General features: G+C 39.2%; 21 protein-coding genes and 1 riboswitch. Of the genes, 10 read left to right on the top strand and 11 right to left on the bottom strand.

Annotation, left to right across the window (positions count from 1 at the left end):
- Positions 1-46: 46 nt before the first annotated feature.
- The 5 genes from L4F92_RS03635 (at position 47) to L4F92_RS03655 (ending at position 3,968) form a co-directional block, all read left to right on the top strand.
- Positions 47-1,414, top strand: coding sequence for an alanine/glycine:cation symporter family protein (locus L4F92_RS03635; protein WP_250364239.1), 1,368 nt, complete (start codon positions 47-49; stop codon positions 1,412-1,414).
- Between the two features lie 357 nt (positions 1,415-1,771).
- Positions 1,772-2,092 (top strand): ribosome hibernation-promoting factor, HPF/YfiA family, encoded by a 321-nt coding sequence (gene hpf / locus L4F92_RS03640; RefSeq protein WP_250350742.1) that lies wholly within the window; start codon positions 1,772-1,774, stop codon positions 2,090-2,092.
- Between the two features lie 104 nt (positions 2,093-2,196).
- Positions 2,197-2,241: riboswitch (PreQ1 riboswitch) on the top strand.
- Positions 2,242-2,243: 2 nt separating this feature from the next.
- A complete protein-coding gene (queC, locus tag L4F92_RS03645; protein ID WP_250364240.1) occupies positions 2,244-2,927 on the top strand; it encodes a 7-cyano-7-deazaguanine synthase QueC in 684 nt (227 codons plus the stop codon).
- Positions 2,920-3,342: a 6-carboxytetrahydropterin synthase QueD gene (gene queD, locus L4F92_RS03650; protein ID WP_250364241.1), complete on the top strand. Its 423-nt coding sequence runs from the start codon at positions 2,920-2,922 to the stop codon at positions 3,340-3,342. The genes queC and queD overlap by 8 nt, the downstream gene beginning before the upstream one ends.
- A complete protein-coding gene (locus L4F92_RS03655; RefSeq protein WP_250364242.1) occupies positions 3,342-3,968 on the top strand; it encodes a 7-carboxy-7-deazaguanine synthase QueE in 627 nt (208 codons plus the stop codon). The genes queD and L4F92_RS03655 overlap by 1 nt, the downstream gene beginning before the upstream one ends.
- A 53-nt stretch (positions 3,969-4,021) precedes the next feature.
- On the opposite strand, the gene xerD is transcribed toward L4F92_RS03655, so the two are convergent.
- Genes xerD through proC form a run of 3 tightly spaced genes read right to left on the bottom strand, consistent with a single transcriptional unit; the run spans position 4,022 to position 6,902 of the window.
- The gene (gene xerD, locus L4F92_RS03660; RefSeq protein WP_250364243.1) at positions 4,022-4,915 is read right to left on the bottom strand and encodes a site-specific tyrosine recombinase XerD; all 894 of its coding nucleotides are present in this window, start codon (positions 4,913-4,915) and stop codon (positions 4,022-4,024) included.
- A gap of 8 nt (positions 4,916-4,923) precedes the next feature.
- Positions 4,924-6,087, bottom strand: coding sequence for a 3-phenylpropionate MFS transporter (locus L4F92_RS03665; RefSeq protein WP_250364244.1), 1,164 nt, complete (start codon positions 6,085-6,087; stop codon positions 4,924-4,926).
- Entirely contained in the window at positions 6,087-6,902 is an 816-nt protein-coding gene (proC, locus tag L4F92_RS03670) for a pyrroline-5-carboxylate reductase (protein ID WP_250364245.1), read from the bottom strand. The genes L4F92_RS03665 and proC overlap by 1 nt, the downstream gene beginning before the upstream one ends.
- A gap of 69 nt (positions 6,903-6,971) precedes the next feature.
- Between proC and rdgC the strand changes: the two genes are divergently transcribed.
- Positions 6,972-7,877: a recombination-associated protein RdgC gene (gene rdgC / locus L4F92_RS03675; protein ID WP_250350723.1), complete on the top strand. Its 906-nt coding sequence runs from the start codon at positions 6,972-6,974 to the stop codon at positions 7,875-7,877.
- 81 nt (positions 7,878-7,958) lie between these two features.
- Here rdgC and L4F92_RS03680 read toward each other — a convergent pair whose 3' ends face one another.
- On the bottom strand, positions 7,959-9,158 hold the full coding sequence (locus tag L4F92_RS03680; protein WP_250364246.1) for a LysM-like peptidoglycan-binding domain-containing protein: 1,200 nt from the start codon (positions 9,156-9,158) through the stop codon (positions 7,959-7,961).
- A gap of 94 nt (positions 9,159-9,252) precedes the next feature.
- Positions 9,253-10,266, bottom strand: a complete 1,014-nt coding sequence (epmB, locus tag L4F92_RS03685) for an EF-P beta-lysylation protein EpmB (protein ID WP_250364247.1) — start codon at positions 10,264-10,266, stop codon at positions 9,253-9,255.
- Positions 10,267-10,300: 34 nt separating this feature from the next.
- Between epmB and efp the strand changes: the two genes are divergently transcribed.
- From efp to L4F92_RS03700, 3 genes are all read left to right on the top strand, one after another.
- Positions 10,301-10,867: an elongation factor P gene (gene efp, locus L4F92_RS03690; protein WP_103854617.1), complete on the top strand. Its 567-nt coding sequence runs from the start codon at positions 10,301-10,303 to the stop codon at positions 10,865-10,867.
- A gap of 296 nt (positions 10,868-11,163) precedes the next feature.
- Entirely contained in the window at positions 11,164-11,892 is a 729-nt protein-coding gene (locus tag L4F92_RS03695; RefSeq protein WP_250364248.1) for a hypothetical protein, read from the top strand.
- A 60-nt stretch (positions 11,893-11,952) separates the two neighbouring features.
- The gene (locus tag L4F92_RS03700; protein ID WP_250364249.1) at positions 11,953-13,320 is read left to right on the top strand and encodes a surface lipoprotein assembly modifier; all 1,368 of its coding nucleotides are present in this window, start codon (positions 11,953-11,955) and stop codon (positions 13,318-13,320) included.
- 53 nt (positions 13,321-13,373) lie between these two features.
- Here the strand turns inward: L4F92_RS03700 and L4F92_RS03705 are convergent, their stop codons facing one another.
- The 6 genes from L4F92_RS03705 to L4F92_RS03730 all read right to left on the bottom strand — a co-directional run bounded on the left by L4F92_RS03705 (position 13,374) and on the right by L4F92_RS03730 (position 18,763).
- The gene (locus L4F92_RS03705; RefSeq protein ID WP_250364250.1) at positions 13,374-14,462 is read right to left on the bottom strand and encodes an ROK family protein; all 1,089 of its coding nucleotides are present in this window, start codon (positions 14,460-14,462) and stop codon (positions 13,374-13,376) included.
- 93 nt (positions 14,463-14,555) lie between these two features.
- Positions 14,556-14,801 (bottom strand): hypothetical protein, encoded by a 246-nt coding sequence (locus tag L4F92_RS03710; protein ID WP_250364251.1) that lies wholly within the window; start codon positions 14,799-14,801, stop codon positions 14,556-14,558.
- 58 nt (positions 14,802-14,859) lie between these two features.
- Positions 14,860-15,942 (bottom strand): extracellular solute-binding protein, encoded by a 1,083-nt coding sequence (locus L4F92_RS03715; protein ID WP_250364543.1) that lies wholly within the window; start codon positions 15,940-15,942, stop codon positions 14,860-14,862.
- Between the two features lie 42 nt (positions 15,943-15,984).
- Positions 15,985-16,827 carry an ABC transporter permease gene (locus L4F92_RS03720; protein WP_250350718.1) on the bottom strand — a complete coding sequence of 281 codons (843 nt, stop codon included), beginning with the start codon at positions 16,825-16,827 and terminating at the stop codon, positions 15,985-15,987.
- On the bottom strand, positions 16,824-17,693 hold the full coding sequence (locus L4F92_RS03725) for an ABC transporter permease (protein ID WP_250350717.1): 870 nt from the start codon (positions 17,691-17,693) through the stop codon (positions 16,824-16,826). The genes L4F92_RS03720 and L4F92_RS03725 overlap by 4 nt, the downstream gene beginning before the upstream one ends.
- Positions 17,690-18,763, bottom strand: coding sequence for an ABC transporter ATP-binding protein (locus tag L4F92_RS03730; protein WP_250350716.1), 1,074 nt, complete (start codon positions 18,761-18,763; stop codon positions 17,690-17,692). The genes L4F92_RS03725 and L4F92_RS03730 overlap by 4 nt, the downstream gene beginning before the upstream one ends.
- A gap of 222 nt (positions 18,764-18,985) precedes the next feature.
- Between L4F92_RS03730 and L4F92_RS03735 the strand changes: the two genes are divergently transcribed.
- Complete coding sequence (locus L4F92_RS03735) at positions 18,986-19,810, top strand: glycerophosphodiester phosphodiesterase (protein ID WP_250364252.1); 825 nt, start codon at positions 18,986-18,988, stop codon at positions 19,808-19,810.
- The last annotated feature ends 15 nt before the right edge of the window (positions 19,811-19,825 follow it).

The following is a 19,825-nucleotide window of genomic DNA, read 5'->3' on the forward strand; positions in this document are numbered from 1 at the left end:
CTTTTCGCCTCCTTGTAAACCGCAATTTTTTTACGAGGAACATTCAATGTCAATGACACAATTATTATCATCAATTAATGCCTTTATTTGGGGACCGCCCTTATTAATTTTATTGTCTGGCGTAGGGCTTTATTTCACCTTTCGTTTAGGGTTTATTCAAGTTTTTCAATTGCCGAGAGCGTTAAGTTATTTATTTAAACGTGAAAAAGGGGCGCAAAAAGGAAAAGGTGATGTTTCCGCCTTCGCAGCTTTAAGTACGGCATTAGCGGCTACCATTGGAACGGGAAATATTGTTGGGGTAGCAACTGCCGTGCAGGCTGGTGGTCCCGGGGCAATTTTTTGGATGTGGTTAGTGGCATTGTTTGGTATGGCAACGAAATACGCAGAATGTTTGCTGGCGGTGAAATATCGCATTATTGATAAACGTGGTTTTGTTGCTGGTGGCCCGATGTACTACATTGAACGTGGGCTAGGTATAAAATGGCTTGCAAAAATATTTGCAATTTGTGGTATTTTGGTGGCCTTTTTCGGTATTGGGACGTTTCCGCAGGTGCAAGCCATTACGCACGCAATGCAGAATAGCTTTCATATTCCTGTGGAAATAATGGCACCAATTATCACCTTGTTGGTTGCCGCGATCATTTTAGGTGGCATTAAACGCATTTCTTCTGTGGCGGCCATCATTGTACCTTTTATGGCCGTGCTTTATGTCGCGATTTCTATCGTCATTATCACCTTGAACTGGCAGCAAGTCCCTGCCGCAGTAGGATTAATTATTGAAAGTGCGTTCAATCCACAATCTGCCTTAGGGGGAGCATTAGGCTATACCGTAATGAAAGCGATTCAATCGGGTGTGGCACGAGGCATTTTCTCAAATGAATCAGGCTTAGGAAGTGCGCCAATTGCAGCCGCTGCTGCACAAACCAAAGAACCTGCACGTCAAGGTTTGATTTCAATGACGGGAACATTCTTAGATACCCTTATCGTTTGTACGATGACGGGCATTGTCATTGTGCTAACAGGTGCTTGGCAATCACCAGAAGCCGGTGCAGCAGTAACCAATCTTGCCTTTTCGGAAGGTCTGGGAACAGCAGCAGGTGGTACGATTGTAACCCTTGGATTATTATTCTTTGCATTCACCACGATTTTAGGCTGGTGTTATTATGGTGAACGTTGTTTTGTGTATCTTGCCGGTGTTAAAGGGGTAAAAGCGTACCGTTTTATCTTTATTATTATGGTGGCTTGTGGGGCGTTTATTCATCTTGAAACCATTTGGATTTTGGCAGATATTGTAAACGGACTAATGGCATTCCCAAATCTTATTGCGTTAATTGGTTTACGCAAAGTCGTACTTGACGAAACAAGAAGCTATTTTGAACGTTTAAGCATTGCACATCAAGATGCAGACGATTAGAAAACGTTAAATAAACATTGGTCATTCATTGAAGCACAGTAGAAAATCGCCTTTTACTGTGCTTTTTGCTATTTTGAAAGAGAGAACCGGAAATTGATTGAACACATTGTTCAACGTTTATTTAGCGAATTGGCACTTAAAAGAGAAGCTATTTATGAATATGAACCTAGGAATAATAACAACTTTTCCATAAAATGAAAGTCTCTTTTTTGAAATCTTCTACTTAGATCATAAATTTACATTTTTCTTTTTTATTCTTAAATAAAGCCCTTGAAAAGTTCCTCTAACGGGACTATGTTGTAGGTATGAGATTTCACACAAGTAGAAATACTTACAATCAAAAGAGAGGTAAATGCTATGACTCTAAATATCACAAGTAAACAAATGGACATCACCCCAGCAATCCGCGCTCATATTGAAGAAAGACTTGCTAAATTAGGAAAATGGCAAACTCAACTGATTAATCCTCATTTTATTTTGAATAAAGTACCAAAAGGCTTTGCGGTGGAAGCCTCTATCGGCACACCATTTGGTGATTTATTTGCAAGTAGTGAAGCTGATGATATGTATAAGGCGATTAATGAAGTGGAAGAGAAACTTGAACGTCAGCTGAATAAATTACAACATAAAAATGAATCTCGCCGTGCAGAGGAACGTTTAAAAGATTCGTTTAATTAAAAACTTTTCTATTTTAGCCCGCACTTTTGCGGGCTTTTTCTTTGCCTCATTTCCCCTTTGTTGTACAATATCGCCCTTATTTCGTGGCTAGATAAAATCTAGCTGTACCCGTGGTTCGCAACCCTCCCACGCAAAAAAACTAGGAAATTTTATGACAACATTCAAAAATCACAACCGTAAAGCGGTTGTTATCTTTTCTGGTGGGCAAGATTCCACCACCTGTTTAATTCAAGCTATTGCGGATTATGGTGTTGAAAATGTGGAAACCGTCACTTTCCACTACGGACAACGCCACGCCATAGAGTTAGAAAAGGCGAAATGGATCGCACAAGATCTTGGTGTAAAACAAACCTTCATTGATACCTCCGTGATTAAAGCGATCACAACAAATGCATTAATGAACAAAGACGCAGAAATCAAGCAAGAAAAAGATCAACTGCCCAACACCTTTGTAGATGGACGCAACGCATTATTTCTGCTTTACACCGCCATTTATGCAAAAGGACAAGGCATTTCTGACATTATCACGGGCGTGTGTGAAACCGATTTCAGTGGTTATCCTGATTGCCGTGATGTATTTATCAAGTCGATGAATGTAACGCTTAACTTAGCGATGGATTACCATTTTAATCTTCGCACACCGTTGATGTATCTTACCAAAGCACAAACTTGGGCATTGGCAGATAGCCTAGGTGCATTGGATTATATTCGCAACCATACTCACACCTGTTATATGGGCGTGGAAGGTGGTTGTGGCGAATGCCCGAGCTGTGTATTGCGCAATAAAGGCTTAAGCGAATATTTACAACAAAAAAGTGCGGGGCAAAATGTTTAAAGTTTCTAAAGAATTCAGTTTTGATATGGCACATTTGTTAGATGGACACGATGGCAAATGTCAAAATCTGCACGGACATACTTATAAATTGCAAGTGGAAGTGCAGGGGGAGCTACACGCCAGCGGGGCAAAAAAAGGAATGGTGATGGATTTTTCCGATCTAAAACAGATCGTAAAAGAACAGATTCTTAGCCCAATGGATCATGCGTTTATTTATGATGAAACGAGCGAACGAGAAAGCAAAATTGCACGATTGTTACAAGATCTTAATTCCAAAACCTTTGCTATGCCAACCCGTACCACCGCAGAAGAAATGGCTCGCTTTATTTTTCAACGCTTGAGCGAACACTTGCCGATTAGTGCCATTCGTTTGTGGGAAACGCCCACTTCATTTTGTGAATATCGGGAAGAGTAATGGTGGAATTGATCTCTAATCCAAGCTATCCCATTGTAGAAATTTTCCAGAGTTTGCAAGGCGAAGGGGCAAATACGGGAATGCCTTGTATTTTTATCCGCTTTGGAAAGTGTAATTTAGCTTGTCCTTGGTGCGATACGCCCTACAATGATTTTGAGCCGTGGTCGTTACAGCAAATCTTAGCAAAAGTGCGGTCGTTTTCGGCGAAAAATATTATTATCACAGGAGGAGAGCCGACGATTCAACCGCAACTTAGCTTATTGCTTGAGCAACTTAAGGCGGACGGTTATTTTCTTGCTATTGAAACCAATGGATTAAAACCGATTCCCGCACAAATTGATTATATCGCCACCAGCCCTAAGCGTGCTTATGTTGAGAAATACCGCCAACGCTGTATTGCTCAAGCCAATGAAGTTCGCATTGTGGCAGATGCAGATGTACAAGCATTTTGTGCATTCATTGAAAAGCAAATTGAGGCAGAGCATTATTACCTTTCACCTTGCGAAACCAATGGCGAAATGAATTTGCTCCACACGATTACCCAATTAGGCTTACTAAACCAACGCCCGAATAAACCAAAATGGCAATTAAGTCTTCAAACACATAAGCTGATTGGGATTGAATAAAATCTAAGAAAAAACCACCGCACTTTAGAAAGTGCGGTGGTTTTTTACAAATTTTATCCCCTTGGGTGATATCTTTCGTGTAAGTGTTTTAAACGTTCTTTGGCAACGTGGGTGTAGATTTGTGTTGTGGAGAGATCGCTGTGGCCTAATAGTATTTGTACGACACGCAGATCGGCACCGTGATTCACTAAGTGGGTGGCGAAAGCGTGGCGTAAGACGTGTGGGGAGAGGGCTTCGCTGTCGATATTCGCTAAAATCGCATAATGTTTAATGCGATGCCAGAACGTTTGCCTTGTCATTTGTGTACCACGGCGGCTGGGGAATAACACATCTGAGCGTAATCCATCAAGTAATGCCATTCTGCCATAAAGGATAAATTGTTTTACCCAATAGGTTGCTTCTTCGCCGATGGGGACAATGCGTTCCTTGTTACCTTTACCAATAACACGCACAACGCCTTGTTGTACGCTGATGTTATCAAGGGTCAGTGAAACCAGCTCGGTAACCCGTAAGCCTGTGGCATAAAGCAATTCTAACATCGCTTTATCGCGTAATTCTAAGGGGACTTCCACACAAGGGGTGTTAAGTAAATCCGTAACCTGTTGTTCCGTTAAGTATTTGGGTAATCGGCTCGGTAATTTTGGTGAAGTTAAGAGGACACTTGGATCGTCCGCACGGTATTTTTCTCGATATAAATATTGAAAGAATTTTCGCAATGCACTCAATAATCTTGCGGTGCTTGTGGCTTTGTAACCCGCCTCCAATCGCTCTCCAAGAAAACCTTGTAAATCAATGGCGTCTAAGCTTTCAAAGGTGAGATTTTGTTTTTCCAGCCAATTTGCTACCGCACTGAGATCTAAGCGGTAGGATTGAATGGTATTCTCTGAAAGTCCTTTCTCTAGCCATTGTTCGTTAAGAAAAAGATCGATTAAGGCACTGTCTTTCATTACGAATCCTATTCTACTCTTCGCACTAAAAAGGCTTCCACTTTACGTGGAATAATGGGTAGGGCAAGTAAGGCAAAAATCATCATTGAAGTAAAGGCCATTTGTGGCGAAATCGGGTATAACACGCCAGCCAACGCGGTGAGCAAGGCAATCACCGCCGAACCTGAAATACCATTATAAAGCCCTTGTAATTTAGCCATCGTATTTTGTGGCTGTGTGGTGATGTAACGCACCATAGCATAATGTCCGAGCGCATAGGTTAAGCTGTGCAATAATTGCACTAAGGCAATTAACCAAAGGCTTGTTGCATTGCCTAACACGCCCCAACGCACCACGCAGGCGATGGCGGCGCAGTAAAACAGTGTACTGACTTTCCAGAAACGGAATAATTTGGTCGAAAAGAAAAAGAGCAAAATTTCTGCGACGACACTTAAGCCCCACAGCAAACTGGTTGTTTGCACAGAAATGCCGATACTTTGCCAATATAACACGCTATACGCATAATAAGCCGCGTGTGATCCTTGAATGAGCGAAATGGCAATAATTAAACGTAGCGTGCATTTATTCTTTAATAATTGCAAAAATCCAACGGAATTTTCCACCGCACTTGCTTGGGTATCTTGCGGCAAAACCTTAGGCGTTGGCATTTGCATTATGGCATAAAGGGCTAACAGTGCGGTTAAAATCCATACCGTAGAATGTTCACCAATAAAGCCAATGAGATTACCAAACAATGTTACGCCTACGACAAAGGCGGCTGAGCCGATCAATCGTGCTTTGCCATAATCTAGATTGATTTGCTGTTGCCAAGTGGTTGCAAGGGTATCACTTAATGGCATTCCCGCCGCATTAATCATTGCAAATAAGGCAATGCCAAGGCAGAGCAAAGGGAAACTTTCCGCCACAAAGCTTATATAAAGCATTACGCCACAACTTGCCCAAGCGAGATAACGTAAAGCATTGAGCAAATGCCCTGCTTTTTTAATCATTGCGGAAAAGCCGATCCCGCCTAAAAAGCGGAAGACATAAGAGCTGGCAATAATAAAGCCAATAATTTCCTCGTTGTAAGATTGAGATTTTAACCACGCAGGAAAAAATGGCACAAACACGCCATAGGCACAGTAATAGCCAAAAAAGCTCAAGGCTAACCAATTAAAAGGGCTAATTTTCATTAAAATAATTTTTCCATTTCTTGTGAGCGTTGCACGCACGCTTCAATGGCTTGTTGCACCGTGTGCGATAATTGCTGTTGCTGGAAGACATTTAGTGCCGCTGCCGTTGTGCCACCTTTTGAGGTAACATTTTCCCGTAAGGTCGAAATTGCCATATCAGGCTGTTGTTGCACCATTTTTGCCGCGCCCAATGCCGATTGTTGTATCAATAGGCGAGCGGTTTGTGCCTTTAACCCTAAGTTTTTTAAGGCGTGTTCCATTGCTTCCATAAACAGAAAAAAATAAGCGGGGCTACTCCCAGAACCTGCGGTAACAAGATGCATTTGTGCTTCATTTTCTACCCAGCAAGATTTTCCCACTGCATTCATCAGATCTTGAGCAAAGGTTTTGAAAGGGGCAGGAACGTTCTTGTCTGCAAATAAGCCTGCCATTCCTTCAGAAACGAGCGCCGGCGTATTCGGCATTACACGAATAATATGCTGTGCAGAAGGTAAAAGTGCGGTCAGTTTTTGCACGGAAATTGCTGCCACAATAGAAATCACTAATTTTTCACCAAAATCCACCGCACTTAAGGGCTGGCACACTTCCGCAAGGGATTGTGGTTTCACGGCTAGCACCACGACTTCCGCATTTTGTATGGCTTGTAGATTATTTTGCGAAATATTGACTTGGCGCTCAGCAAACAATGCCAGTTTATCTGCGTTAGGATCGCTCACGGTAATTTTATCCGCAGGATAGCCATTTTTCAGTAAACCAAACACAATCGCTTGTGCCATATTTCCGCCACCGATAAATGTAATCAATTTCTGTTGCATATTTTTGCCTTAGATCAGTTACAATAAGTTTTTATCTGCTCATTTTACCTGAATAAGTAAGGAATGCCTATGTGGTTTAAGAACGTTATGACCTATCGTTTAACAAAAGAATTAGATTGGTCAGCTGAATATTTACAAGCCCAGCTTGCGCAATGTGAGTTTCATCCTTGTGGACAGGGAGATATGCAAAAGTTTGGTTGGATTTCTCCATTAAAAACCAGTGAATTGTTGCATTTCTCTGTGGGAAAACAGATTTTATTCGTTGCACGTAAAGAAGAAAAAATGCTCCCAGCGCAAGTGATAAAACGGGAATTAGCGCAACGTATAAATGAACTTGAGCAAAAAGAAAATCGCAAATTAAAGAAAGTAGAAAAGCAAGCGCTAAAAGATGATGTGGTAGCAATGTTGCTGCCACGTGCTTTTAGCAAGTATCAGGAAACGGCGATTTGGGTGGATAGTGAAAATCAGCTAATTTATGTCGATGCTGCCTCCAGCAAAAGAGCAGAAGATGCCTTAGCTTTATTGCGAAAATCTCTCGGCTCTTTGCCTGTTGTGCCACTTGCTTTTGCTTATGAGCCAAGTGCAGTAATGAGTAAATGGGTGAGCGAGGAAAATACGCCAGAATGGTTAATTCCTTTAGAAGATGCAGAATTACGGGGCGATCAAGATAATGCCGTCATTCGTTGCAAACAACAAGCATTAGATGCACAGGAAATTTTGTCGCTTTTACAATCAGGTAAAGTGATTACAAAGCTGGCTTTAGAATGGGAGGCGCATCTTATGTTTGTACTCAATGAAGATGGCACCTTAAAACGTTTGAAGTTTGCCGATGAAGTGCGGGAAAAAAATGACGATATTTTGAAAGAAGATGTCGCACAACGTTTTGACGCTGATTTTGTATTAATGACCGGCATTTTAGCCAAGCTGACAGAAAATCTACTTGATGAGTTTGGTGGTGAAAAAGAGCGGTTGTAATTTTATTCTTTTTTGTAATGGATAAAAGCAAAATGGCGGAACATCAGATTCCGCCATTTTTTTCTTTTAACAGCTTACAGCTTATTTCTTATATTGATAAGTCCCATTAGCCTGACGAATAAAGGTGCTGCCATTTGCTAAGCGAAGTTGTTCCACACGCCCTTGTGAATTGACTGAAATCTGTACTTTATCACCGGGTTTAAAGCTACTTAAGGCATTGCCAGCGCCATTTGCTTTTGTCATCGCATTCACATCTGAAATATTCAGGTTGTTATCACGGAATACCTGCATAAGCGATACGCCTTGTGGAATGGTCAGGGTTTTGCTCGTGCCAGCTGTTTTGCTTGTCGCTGGTTTTGCTTCAACCACAGGCACTTTTTTCTCAACTTTCGCGTCCACTTTTTTCACGGTTTGTGCTTTGTTTTCCGCTTTTGGCTTACTGGTATTGGTTGTTTGTGTTGTTGCTTTTACCACCGGTTTAGGTTGTGCTTTTGGTGTGGTTTGTGTAGCTGGTTTGCTTGCGGTTTTTGCTGTATCTACCACTGGTTTTGGCTCAACGGAGGTTGGTTGTGGTTTCACCGCTGGCACAGGTTGCTCTGTTTGAGGGCTTGGTTGCGCAACAGGTTCAGGGCTTGTAGCTGGATTGCTTTGCGCATTGTCTGCATTATTTTCTGCACTTGCGGTTGTTGCTGTTTGGGCATTCTCATTGTTGCTTTGTGTGTTTTGTGCATCTGCTTGCTGTGCCGGTTGTTGCCCTTGGTTTAAGTTATCCAACACATTATTTTCCAAAGGTTGTTCTTGATTAAGTGATTGGAACTGGGTTGGAATGCTGTTTGATGGCTGTTCAAAAGCATTTACGGTATCCGCACTTGGTTTTAGCCAAGAGATAATCAATAAAATGATCACCGCAAGTAATAAAACAATAAAAATACGGCGGTATTTTGCTGGAATAAAGCCTAAAATTGCCCAACGTTCAGGTTTATTTATTTTGCTAATAGGAGCTGGTTCATTTTGTGTTTGGGTGTTTTCTTCTGCAAGACTTTCTTCAACATTCTTCTGCTCGTTACTCGTGGTTGTTTCTGCAATCACGGGTTCAGCCTGTTCAGTTGCTTGTTCTTTTTTTCCTAACCCTTCCATCAGCGCTTTGGCTTTATCAAGTAAAGAGGGTTCGTGAGTAATGTGTTTTTTCGGCGTGATAGGTTCCATTTGATTAAATTCTAAATTTAATTCATTTTGAGCCGCGCTATCTGTGTTATTTTGAGGTTTATGTTGTTCAGTCACAGTGATTCCTTAATATTAATTAAAAGCACTTAGCGTAAGTGCGGTGTAAATTTCGCTTATTTTAAAGGATATTTTGTCATTGTTCTATGCCGAATTACGCGGAATATAATGTTTTATTTGGTTCATTCGCTATTTCTCGTGCTAATTTAGGCACTAAATAGCCTGACGTGAGTGTTTGTAATTCTTTGTAAATTTTTACCGCACTTTCATCATCAAGATAAAAATGGCTTGCCCCTTCCACTTTATCAAACAAATGTAAGTAATAAGGCAAAATACCAATACGAAAAAGTTGCTCACCTAAGGTTTTAAGAGTGTGGGCGTTGTCATTAATCTTTTTCAGTATGACCGCTTGGTTAAGCAAAGTGATACCGGATTTTTTCAGCTTCGCCATTGCTTGTGCTAAATTTTCATCAATTTCATTGGGGTGATTGATGTGGGTAACCAGCACCGTTTGTAAGCGAGATTGTGCCAGCAACGCACAAAGTGTGGTGGTAATCCGCTGTGGAATAACCACCGGCAAGCGACTATGAATACGTAAACGTTGTAAGTGCGGAATTTTTTCTAATTGTTTTATGAGCCATTCTAGCTCGTGATCTTTCGCCATAAGTGGATCGCCACCTGAAAAAATCACCTCATCAATTTCTGAATGTTGCGCAATATAATCTAGGGCTTTTTGCCAATTTTTTTTATCGCCCTTGTTTTCAGCATAAGGAAAGTGGCGGCGAAAACAATAGCGACAATTAATTGCACAGCTATTTTTTACCATAAACAACAAACGATTATGGTATTTATGCAAAATATTGGGCGCGGGTGTATGCTGTTCATCTAATGGATCTTTGCTAAATCCTTCTGCCTGCACAAATTCTAAATGGGAAGTCATCGCCTGTAAAAAGAGCGGATCGTTTGGGTTACCTTTTTCCATTCGCGCTACAAAAGGCAACGGAACACGCAAAGGAAACAGCTTGCGTGCGGCAAAATCTTTTTCAAAAAGAGAAAGAGGAAGGTTTAATTGTTCCAACAAGATTTTTGGATCTGAAATGGCATTGGCGAGATGATCAGCCCAATTTTCTACTTCTCTAATGGGGATATTTCGGGTTAAAATACGCACTTTTAAAAACAATCTCTTTTTATTTGAGGATAATATGGCTACATATACTACCACTGACTTCAAACCAGGTCTAAAATTTATGCAAGATGGTGAACCTTGCGTTATTGTTGAAAATGAATTTGTAAAACCGGGTAAAGGTCAGGCATTTACTCGCACTCGTATTCGTAAATTAATTTCAGGTAAAGTGTTAGATGTCAACTTTAAATCGGGTACTTCCGTCGAAGCCGCAGATGTGATGGATCTTAACTTAACCTATTCTTACAAAGATGATGCGTTCTGGTATTTTATGCACCCAGAAACATTTGAACAATATTCTGCCGATGCAAAAGCCGTCGGCGATGCAGAAAAATGGTTATTAGATCAAGCAGATTGTATCGTTACTTTATGGAACGGTGCGCCAATTTCTGTTACCCCACCAAACTTCGTTGAATTAGAAATTGTAGAAACAGATCCAGGCTTAAAAGGTGATACAGCAGGTACAGGCGGTAAACCAGCGACATTAAGCACCGGTGCAGTAGTGCGTGTTCCATTATTCGTACAAACAGGCGAAGTCATCAAAGTAGATACCCGTTCAGGTGAATATGTTTCGCGTGTGAAATAATTTTTCAGACGTAAATCAAACATAAAAATCCGTGCTCTTCAGTGCGGATTTTTTTATAGCGATATATTGTTATTTTAGCTAAATGTTTTTTCCTATTTTGCGGTTCTCATTTTTTTAATTGAAAAACAGTCAAATATTTTCTTTGTTTTTATCAGTAAATCAATGAATAAAAAATTTTGATATTTTCAAAGATTTTCCTTGCAAATCGTTTTTTTTTTTTAGAATAGGGAAGTTTTTATTGATGATTAGTAAAAACAAAGAAACTGAATCGGGCTTTAATTTATAGGAGAAATTCAATGAATATTAAATTGATAACTTTATCTATTTTAAGTGCTTTAGCAATAACAGCTTGTAGTAGTGGTGGCGGAAGTGGTGACAGTGCTAATGCTAGCAATTCTTATTATGCAATCGGAGATGTTCGTAAGAGCGCTGATGGTGAGGGGCAGTTCGACGATGCTCGCCATAAAATTGTACAAGCAACAGATGATAGCCAAAAAACTTATAAAAAAGTGTATGACATTTTGATGAAGGATAATAATTCTGAGAAACAAAATTATACGGTATATGGCTATCATAATATGGGATCTGATTCGGAAAAAGATATGCGTGTTGTTTTCTCAGCCAGAGAAATGCCAGAAACATTACCAGATACATTGCATGCGAGTTATACAGGTAAAGCAACTATTGAAGATCCAACACAACAAAATCAATTTTTACCTGGAACATTGAGCTTGGATATTGAAAATGAAGCGGTTACTGGCTCAATTAGATTAGATGATAATAATGGGGCATTATCTCTAGCTGGTATATATGGTTATATGAATGGTCGTTTAAATCCAGAGGATTCTCGTAACTTTAGTCTTGTTGGTGGTGTTACAGGATCGGTAAAAGGAAATGATGTACAAGATGGTAGGTTCTACGGCTTTGTTGCTGGACCGCATCAAGAGGAAGTTGTTGGTGCAGTTACTGGTGAGCTGAGTAACGGTCAAGAATTACAAGGTGCTTTTGTTGGTAAAAAACAGTAATAAATAAGAAAAAATGCTCGCTTTATTAATAAGCGAGTATTTTTTATAACCTTCCCCAAAATGAAAAAACTAATATTAATTCCTTTTGTCTTTTATTGCAGTATAGTACAAGCAGAAAATACTCCTGCATTGAATTTAAAGCAAGAATGGAATAATCAAGAAAATTATTTTGATAAATTTAAACAAAGTGAATTGCTGACTCGTCAAGCATTGCAGCTTGCTATTCGACAAAGAAATAGTGCGTTAATTCAGCAGTTTTTACCTATTTATCAACAATTTAAAGAAAAAGATCCCGCTATTGTTCAATTTTCACAATTTATCTTAGCAAAAGAGCGGAAAAATAATAGTGAAGCAATTAATATTTTATATGCGCTTTTAGAAAAATATCCTAATTCCATATCGATTCGATTAGAGTTAGCTATTTTATTGTTTTGGGATCAGCAATTAAATCTTGCAAAACAACAATTTAAATTGTTAAAGCACGGAGCTAACTCTACGCTTACTAAGATTATTGATAGTTATCTTACTAATATTACAGAGAAAGAAAGCCTGCATAGCGATTTTAATTTTTATTATTTAAGAACTAAGAATATAAATAAGGTTTCTTCAGCTAGTAATATTGAAAATACGAGATTAATCAAGAAAGAGAAAATGTTACCACAATCTGCACACGGAATAGGGATGAATGGGTATTTAAGTCAAGATAAGAATATCGTTAAGCATCATTATTTGGCATTTAAAGATCAATTTTTTTATAAGTATTACTGGGATAGAAAAGAATACAATGATGCAATTAATCGACTTTCTTTAGGGTATAAGTATAAAGAAATGGTAGCGCAATGGCAGGTATTTCCTTTTTATGAATTGCGTTGGGTTGGTAATAAAAGATATCAAAGAACCATTGGAGCAAATATAAGCTGGGAGAATTGGCTGACAAATACAGCTCAAATCAGAACTGAATTAGAGTATAGCAAGAATGATTATGTGCAAGATGCTAATTATTTAGATGGACATAATAAATTCTTGGCGATTTCTTTCTCTTGGTTACCCCAAAATACTCGATTACTTTCATTAGGTTTAAGTTTTAGAAAAGAGAAAACACAGCTTCGTTATTATGACAATGATACAAAAGCAATTAGATTTGATTGGTTAGAAAACTGGAAAAAATCTATTTCTTCCCAAATAAATTTTTCTTATTCTTATCGGCGGTATAAAGATAAAATGATTTTTGCAAGAATATTACCACTAAATAAAATAAGAAAAGATCATATCTACAGTTTAAATCTTTTGCTATGGAAAAGAGATTTGAAATTACTCGGATTTATTCCCAAAATTCAATTTTCTTGGGTAAAACAGCAAAGTAATTTACCCACTCTTTATAGTTATTCTGAAAAAAATATTAATATTTTTTTCGAGAAAGGTTTTTAGATAACTCAAAGTGCGGTGCAAATTTTTCTGATTTTTGCACCGCACTTTCGTATTTATTCATCATCTTGCAAGAAATGATAAATTGGTACAATGGCGGCGCCAATGGAAATATCTTCAAATTTTATCTTTGATGCGCTCAGTTGTGCTGAGGTGCGGTTGATGTTTTGCAATTGTTCTGCATTTTTAACGTAATCAATCAGTTGGTTGATTAAGGTTTGAGGCAACATTCCGGTTAGGGCGATGACTTTGGGGTCAAGCCACGCAATGGCGGAGAGAATGAGAGATAGCACTTGGGGCTGGCTATGTGCTAGCCAAGTTTTTACCGCGGTGTTGTCTAATAAGTTTGTTTGATGATTATCTTCGCCAAGTTTTTCGGTGAGATCTTTCCAACTTGGTCTAGGCGAGTTATAGGGGAATAATAAGCCGATTTCTCCCGCGTTACCAAACCCACCACGGATTAGTTTACCTTGTGAAATAATGCCTGCACCAATACCAAAATCAAGGCTGATAACCACCATATCGTCAATATCATTCCATAAACCTGAATAATATTCACCTAAGGCTACGGTGTTGATGTTGTTTTCAATATAACAAGGGTAGCCCAATTTTTCGCTCAATACTGTGGCTAAATTAGGAATATTTTGTAATAAAGGAAACCAAGGGGAGGAAATCGATTTGTCTTCCAAGAGATAGCCAGAAAGGGAGAAACCAATACCAAGGATTTTGGCTTCAGACAAAAATTTCTTTTCAAGCAATTGCGTAATAGCGCTATGAATTTTTTGGCATAATTCATCAAATTGTACGATGTTGTTATATACATAGCGTTCATTCGCAATTTTATTACCGACAAAATCCACAATTGCCAGCTGAAATGCGTGATCAGAAAAAGTAACCCCAATAGAGCAGCAGGCGTTGGGATTTAAGGTTAAATGAAAAGAAGGCGTTCCCCGTTTTTTTACCATTTTTTCCGTTTCTTTGATTAAGCCAAGAAACAAGAGCTTGCGACAATATTGTGTTACTGCCCCTGCGGTTAAGCCTGATAATGTACTGAGTTCCTTGCGTGAAGGGGCATATTGGCGAATAAGGCGTAATAACAATTTTTCGCTAGATTTTAAATTGAATACGGAATTATCTTTTTTCATTTTTCTGTCTTTATGAAATAAAAGCCTCACTTTGGCGATCAGAGAGGCTTCTCAGTCAATTTTACCTTAATTTACACAGATAAAAGTGCGGTATTATTTTAATGCATTTTCAACGGCTTGATAAAAATCAGCCATTTTACATAAACCTTGCGCATTGGTTGGGCAATCTTCTAGCTGTAAGGTAATACGATTTGGTGGATTAGTCAAAGTGAGTTTCGTGCCATTACGTAATTGGTCAATGGTTTGATAAACGTATTCTACTTTCATAAAGGCTTCGCCACTTGGCGCGACCCATTTTTCAAAGGCAACTTTGCCATTAACTTGATTTTGTTGGAACAATAATCAAAAAAAGAGAGAAAAAAATGAGTTAAGGTAGAACCTTAACTCATTAACAATGTTATTTGGCGATCACTTCTTTGGTGAAATCTGCAATCGCGGCTTTGCTCCAATCTAATGGGAAGAATGGAATATCCGCTTCGCCGACTTCCGCATTTAATGGGCGAATACCAAAATGAGCGGCTAATTTTTGTTGGGTTTCTGGGGAGACTAGCCAGTTGGCGAACACCAAACTTGCTGCTGGGTGTAGCGCATTTTGTGCGACAACGACGACATTCCCACCGCCCGGCATACCAAATTTTGGCACATAGAATTTCAATCTTGGGGTAACCGCACCTTGTTTTTGTAAGCTAAATAAATGATCTTGCCACGCAGAAACAATATCTAATTCCCCATCATTTAAGCGTGTTAAGCTATCTGCGTTAGAGGCGGTACGAACCATATTTTGTTTGTTTTGGTTAAACCAATCCCACGTGCTTTGCCAGTTTTTCGTTTGAGAAGCATCAAATGGCGTGTTTTGATAATCATATTGACCGCTTACATTAAGTAAGGCTTGGAAAATAAACGCTTTACCTGAAGCCCCTCCATTTGGATCGGCATAACCGAATTTTTTCGGGTGAGTTTGAATGTAGGTAACGGTTTCTTGCCAACTTTGTGGTAATTGATCTTCTGAAACGCGTAATGGATCATAAGCAAAGCCTGTTTGATTGCCCCAAAATCCCATTGCTTGATTGGCAAATTTTACCCCTTGTAAGGCGTGGTTAGCTTGGGCGAAATTTGGCAATTTATCGAGATTTCTTAATACCTCATTTTTCTGCACAATCGGGTAGTTATCCGCCGCAATGGCGATCACATCCATTTTGCCTTTGCTTAGTGATTTTTCAGCAATGAGCTTGTTCATATTGCCATCTAGCGTTCCTTCTGGGATTTTCACTTTGATGCCATAGGTTTTTTCAAATTCTTTCACAAAAAGACGGAATTGTGGTTGTAAATACCATACGCTAAAGGTGACGGAGCCTTCTTGTTTGGCTTGTGCCATAATATCTTCCCAGCTTTTTTGGCTGAGGTCTTGGGAGGCCGATACGGATAAGGCAGTGGTTAGCCCTAAACTGATTAATGCGGTTTTGATAAGACGAGTTTTCATCATTGTGTTCTCCTATGATTTACAAGGCTATGGTTTACAAAATTAGGCTTTACCTGTGGATTGAGATAAATAGTTACCTTTTAATAAACGTTCAATAATTAACAATAAGATCACGTTTGGAATTAATAAGATGATTGAGACCACGGCGGCATTTGGGCGAATGAAAGAATAGCCCAAGAAAGAATAAAGTATGGTTGGCACGGTGATAAAATCTGGCGAACCGATAACAAAGGAAATACTAAATTCTTCAATACTTTTGACTAAACAGAAAATAATGGACGCCAAAAATGCGGGTTTTAGCATTGGCAAGTACACATCTTTAAAGGTCGTAAATTTTGATGCGCCAAGATCGCGACTTGCATCAATCAGATCTTGCGGAACGGCTGAAAATCCTGAAGACAAAATACGAATAGCGTAGGGTAACGTCATTACCGTATGTCCGATAATAATACCGATCATTGGATTGTTAATATTTAACTGAATTAACACCGCACTAAAGAATAAGGCAATGATCATTCCCGGAATTACTAAGGGAATAAGGGTAATCAGTTCGGCAATTTTTTTACCGCGGAATTCCATTCGACCAAAAGCATAAGCGGTTGGCAAGGCGAGAGTGATGGCGATTAAAGAAACAATCGGCGCGATGGTGTAGCTATTAAACATCGCTTCTTTAAGTGCGGTGTTTTCCCATACATAACTCCAGCGTTCAAAAGAAAGCACGGGTGGAAAAATATCAGGGTAGCTCCAAGGGTGTTGTGGATCAACAAGCGACCATAAGCCCGCCATTAAGAAAGGCAAAACAAGCCAAACAAAATTCACCAGCACAAAAAAGATCAGCACAATGCGGTTAATTAAACGTGTGTTTTTGCTTTGTATTTTGTTCATTTTACCGCTCCTCGTTTAACAGATAATGGACGAATAATCAGCGTAATTAAAATTGAAGCAAGTGCAGAAGTGAGCATTATCACCATTGCGAGTACCGCACTTTGATTCCATTCTTCAAATTCATAAGCACTCATTTGCATAAAGCGAGCTAAAGAATAGGTATCACGTGGGCCTGCAATGCTATAAAAGGCGAAATCACCTAATGCACCGATAAAAATCAAAATAAACGAAACTTGTACTGCACTGAGAGTGAGTGGGAAAATCACATAAATAAAACGTTGCCAACTGTTTGAACCTAGGTTTGAAGCGGCATCAAAGAGATCGCTTTTTAACGAATTGACTGCACCGCCAACAAGAATTAAGGCGAATGGAATATTTTTCCACATTTGTAAAATCACAATTCCCCAACCAAAGCTGTCATTTTGCAAGGATTTTGGTTGTTCCCAAATGCCTAACCAAACTAAGGTTTCATTAAGAATACCGTGGTAGGAAATCATATTCATAAATAAGAATGCCGCCACTAATCCCGGCACAAGCATTGGCATACGGAAAAAGGTAACGATAAATTCTTTGCCTTTAATCGGATTACGTAACCATAATGCAATGGGGTAAGCCACTAAAATGGAAAATACCGCACCCAGAAAAGAAACCCGCACCGAATACCAAAATGATTTATGAAAGATAGGGTTACTTAACACTTCTTGCCAATAATCAAACGTGAAGTGAGACGGTTCGCCATACATATTCTGTAAGCCAAAGCTTTGGGCAACCACTAAATAAAAGGTCGAACCCATTAATAATAAAATGGTGCCAAGCCCTGTTCCAAGCAGTAGCCAGGCTTTGAGATCTTGTTTTAAGGATTTCATACCGCCTCCAAGAAACGAATGGCATCACGAGCAAGGGTGAAATGTAATTGTTCTGACTGATTTAATAACGGTGAAAACTTGGTTAATTGCAACCGCACTTTCTCATTTGGCAAGCCAGAGGTAACCAAGCCTTGCACTTCAGTCATATTACCCATAAAGGCGGTTTGTAGAACCTTGACACTAAATTTATTTTCTACATTGCTATCAGCTTCACAAGGGATCGCATCTTCAGGACGGAAACAAATATAAATATTCTCAGCCACAGGTTTATGTGCCGATTGCACAACGAATTTGCCCCATAAGGAATCCACCTGATAGAGATCCTCTTGCCAGTGTTTTACGTTTGCTTTGGTGATGTTTGCGACACCAATGAAATCAGCAATAAAGCGGTTGTTCGGTTGATAATAAATTTCTTGTGGTGTTCCCACTTGCTCAATTGATCCCTTATTTAGCACGATAATTTTATCTGACATTGACAAGGCTTCCGCCTGATCGTGGGTAACATAAATACTGGTCAGATTATATTGATGAGAAAGTTGCTTAATTTCAAAGCGTACGCTTTCACGCAGTTTGGCATCAAGATTAGAGAGTGGTTCATCGAATAAAATCACATCAGGACGGGTAACCATTGCACGGGCAAGGGCAACACGCTGTTGCTGACCACCTGAAAGCTCAGAAGGTAATTTTAGTTTCTGGGTTTCTAAATCCATTTGTTTTAATGCCACATTTAAGCGTGCGATTTGTTCATCAATAGGAATTTTCTTTTGTTTCAAGCCATAACAAATATTGTGGGAAACATTTAAGTGAGGAAAAAGCGCATAGGATTGAAAACACATTGCGGTATTCCGTTTTTCTGGTGGAATGTCATTGACTTGACGATCGCCAATGACAATTTCCCCCTCATCGGCACGGTGAAAGCCTGCAATTAATTTAAGCAAAGAGGTTTTCCCACAGCCACTAGGACCGAGTAGCGTAACGAATTCCCCTTCTTCAGCAGTAAAAGAGATGTTATTTGCTGCATAGAAATCACCAAATTTTTTAGTGATATTGCGTAATTCTAGTTTTGCCATAATCGATTTCTCCTCGATGATAATTTCGTGAATACTCTAAACTAGAAGATAAAGCGCGATCAATTACAATTTAAAAAATAAACTCATTTAAGTTTGTTTTTGTGAGTTTGATCACGAAAATTAGATATTTTCTCCCTTTGGTTGCAATAGTGTTTGCGTGATATTTCTATTGTCTCTAAAATGAGTTTAGTTTTTAAATTGAATGTAAGAGAGAGGTTAAAAATGGCATTTGAATTTAATGTAACAGAGAAAGGAATCATTCTCGCAAATAGCCACCGTGGTTATAGTGCCAAGTATCCAGAAAATACAATGCCTGCCTTTATTGGCGCATTAGAAGCGGGGACACATAGCATTGAACTGGATATTGCAATGACAAAAGATGAAAAAATTGTGGTTATTCACGATTTTTCTATTGAGCGTGTTTCTAATGGTGAAGGATATGTGGAACAAATGACACTTGCTGAATTACAGCAGTATGATTTCGGTGAGAAATTTTCCCCCGCTTTCAAAGGCACGCACATTGTAGAGTTAGAAACCGTTTTAAAATGGGCGCAAGAAAATAATGTAGGGTTAATTGTAGAAGCTAAACAACGTCGCAATCATCAGCGTTTTGCGGAAGTCTTAGCTGAGATTTTGCAACGTACCAATACAGTGGATCAAATTTTATTATTAGGCTTTGATCACGTTTTAATTAATAAAGTGAAAGCTTTATTGCCAGCCTTGCGGTTGCAAGTGGTTACCCTTGCGCGCTATAACGATCAACTTAGTGCAGTATTGGGATCAAATGCCAGCAGTGTTTGTGTGGAATATCACTATGTAGGCAAAGAAGATTTAATTGCTTACAAAAAAGCAGGGCTGTCAGTGAGAATGTATTTACACGAATCCAAAGAAATCCCTGTGTTAGAAATGTACAATCAAAAATATGGTTACGATACTGAAAGTGAAATCATTCAATGGCTAAGCGAAGGCCTGATCGATATGCTAAGCCACGATGATATTCCCTATCTCAAATCATTAATCGAAAAAGCAGGCAAAACGCCTTATTGATGATTGAGTGGAGAA

This window comes from Avibacterium sp. 21-595, assembly GCF_023611905.1.
Classification (GTDB): Bacteria; Pseudomonadota; Gammaproteobacteria; order Enterobacterales; family Pasteurellaceae; genus Avibacterium.

Bases quoted from the DNA above. Each gene is read 5' to 3' on its own strand.
- L4F92_RS03635 (WP_250364239.1), top strand. From the start codon at position 47: ATGTCAATGACACAATTATTATCATCAATTAATGCCTTTATTTGGGGA.
- hpf (WP_250350742.1), top strand. From the start codon at position 1,772: ATGACTCTAAATATCACAAGTAAACAAATGGACATCACCCCAGCAATC.
- queC (WP_250364240.1), top strand. From the start codon at position 2,244: ATGACAACATTCAAAAATCACAACCGTAAAGCGGTTGTTATCTTTTCT.
- queD (WP_250364241.1), top strand. From the start codon at position 2,920: ATGTTTAAAGTTTCTAAAGAATTCAGTTTTGATATGGCACATTTGTTA.
- L4F92_RS03655 (WP_250364242.1), top strand. From the start codon at position 3,342: ATGGTGGAATTGATCTCTAATCCAAGCTATCCCATTGTAGAAATTTTC.
- xerD (WP_250364243.1), bottom strand. From the start codon at position 4,915: ATGAAAGACAGTGCCTTAATCGATCTTTTTCTTAACGAACAATGGCTA.
- L4F92_RS03665 (WP_250364244.1), bottom strand. From the start codon at position 6,087: ATGAAAATTAGCCCTTTTAATTGGTTAGCCTTGAGCTTTTTTGGCTAT.
- proC (WP_250364245.1), bottom strand. From the start codon at position 6,902: ATGCAACAGAAATTGATTACATTTATCGGTGGCGGAAATATGGCACAA.
- rdgC (WP_250350723.1), top strand. From the start codon at position 6,972: ATGTGGTTTAAGAACGTTATGACCTATCGTTTAACAAAAGAATTAGAT.
- efp (WP_103854617.1), top strand. From the start codon at position 10,301: ATGGCTACATATACTACCACTGACTTCAAACCAGGTCTAAAATTTATG.
- L4F92_RS03695 (WP_250364248.1), top strand. From the start codon at position 11,164: ATGAATATTAAATTGATAACTTTATCTATTTTAAGTGCTTTAGCAATA.
- L4F92_RS03700 (WP_250364249.1), top strand. From the start codon at position 11,953: ATGAAAAAACTAATATTAATTCCTTTTGTCTTTTATTGCAGTATAGTA.
- L4F92_RS03705 (WP_250364250.1), bottom strand. From the start codon at position 14,462: ATGAAAAAAGATAATTCCGTATTCAATTTAAAATCTAGCGAAAAATTG.
- L4F92_RS03715 (WP_250364543.1), bottom strand. From the start codon at position 15,942: ATGAAAACTCGTCTTATCAAAACCGCATTAATCAGTTTAGGGCTAACC.
- L4F92_RS03720 (WP_250350718.1), bottom strand. From the start codon at position 16,827: ATGAACAAAATACAAAGCAAAAACACACGTTTAATTAACCGCATTGTG.
- L4F92_RS03725 (WP_250350717.1), bottom strand. From the start codon at position 17,693: ATGAAATCCTTAAAACAAGATCTCAAAGCCTGGCTACTGCTTGGAACA.
- L4F92_RS03730 (WP_250350716.1), bottom strand. From the start codon at position 18,763: ATGGCAAAACTAGAATTACGCAATATCACTAAAAAATTTGGTGATTTC.
- L4F92_RS03735 (WP_250364252.1), top strand. From the start codon at position 18,986: ATGGCATTTGAATTTAATGTAACAGAGAAAGGAATCATTCTCGCAAAT.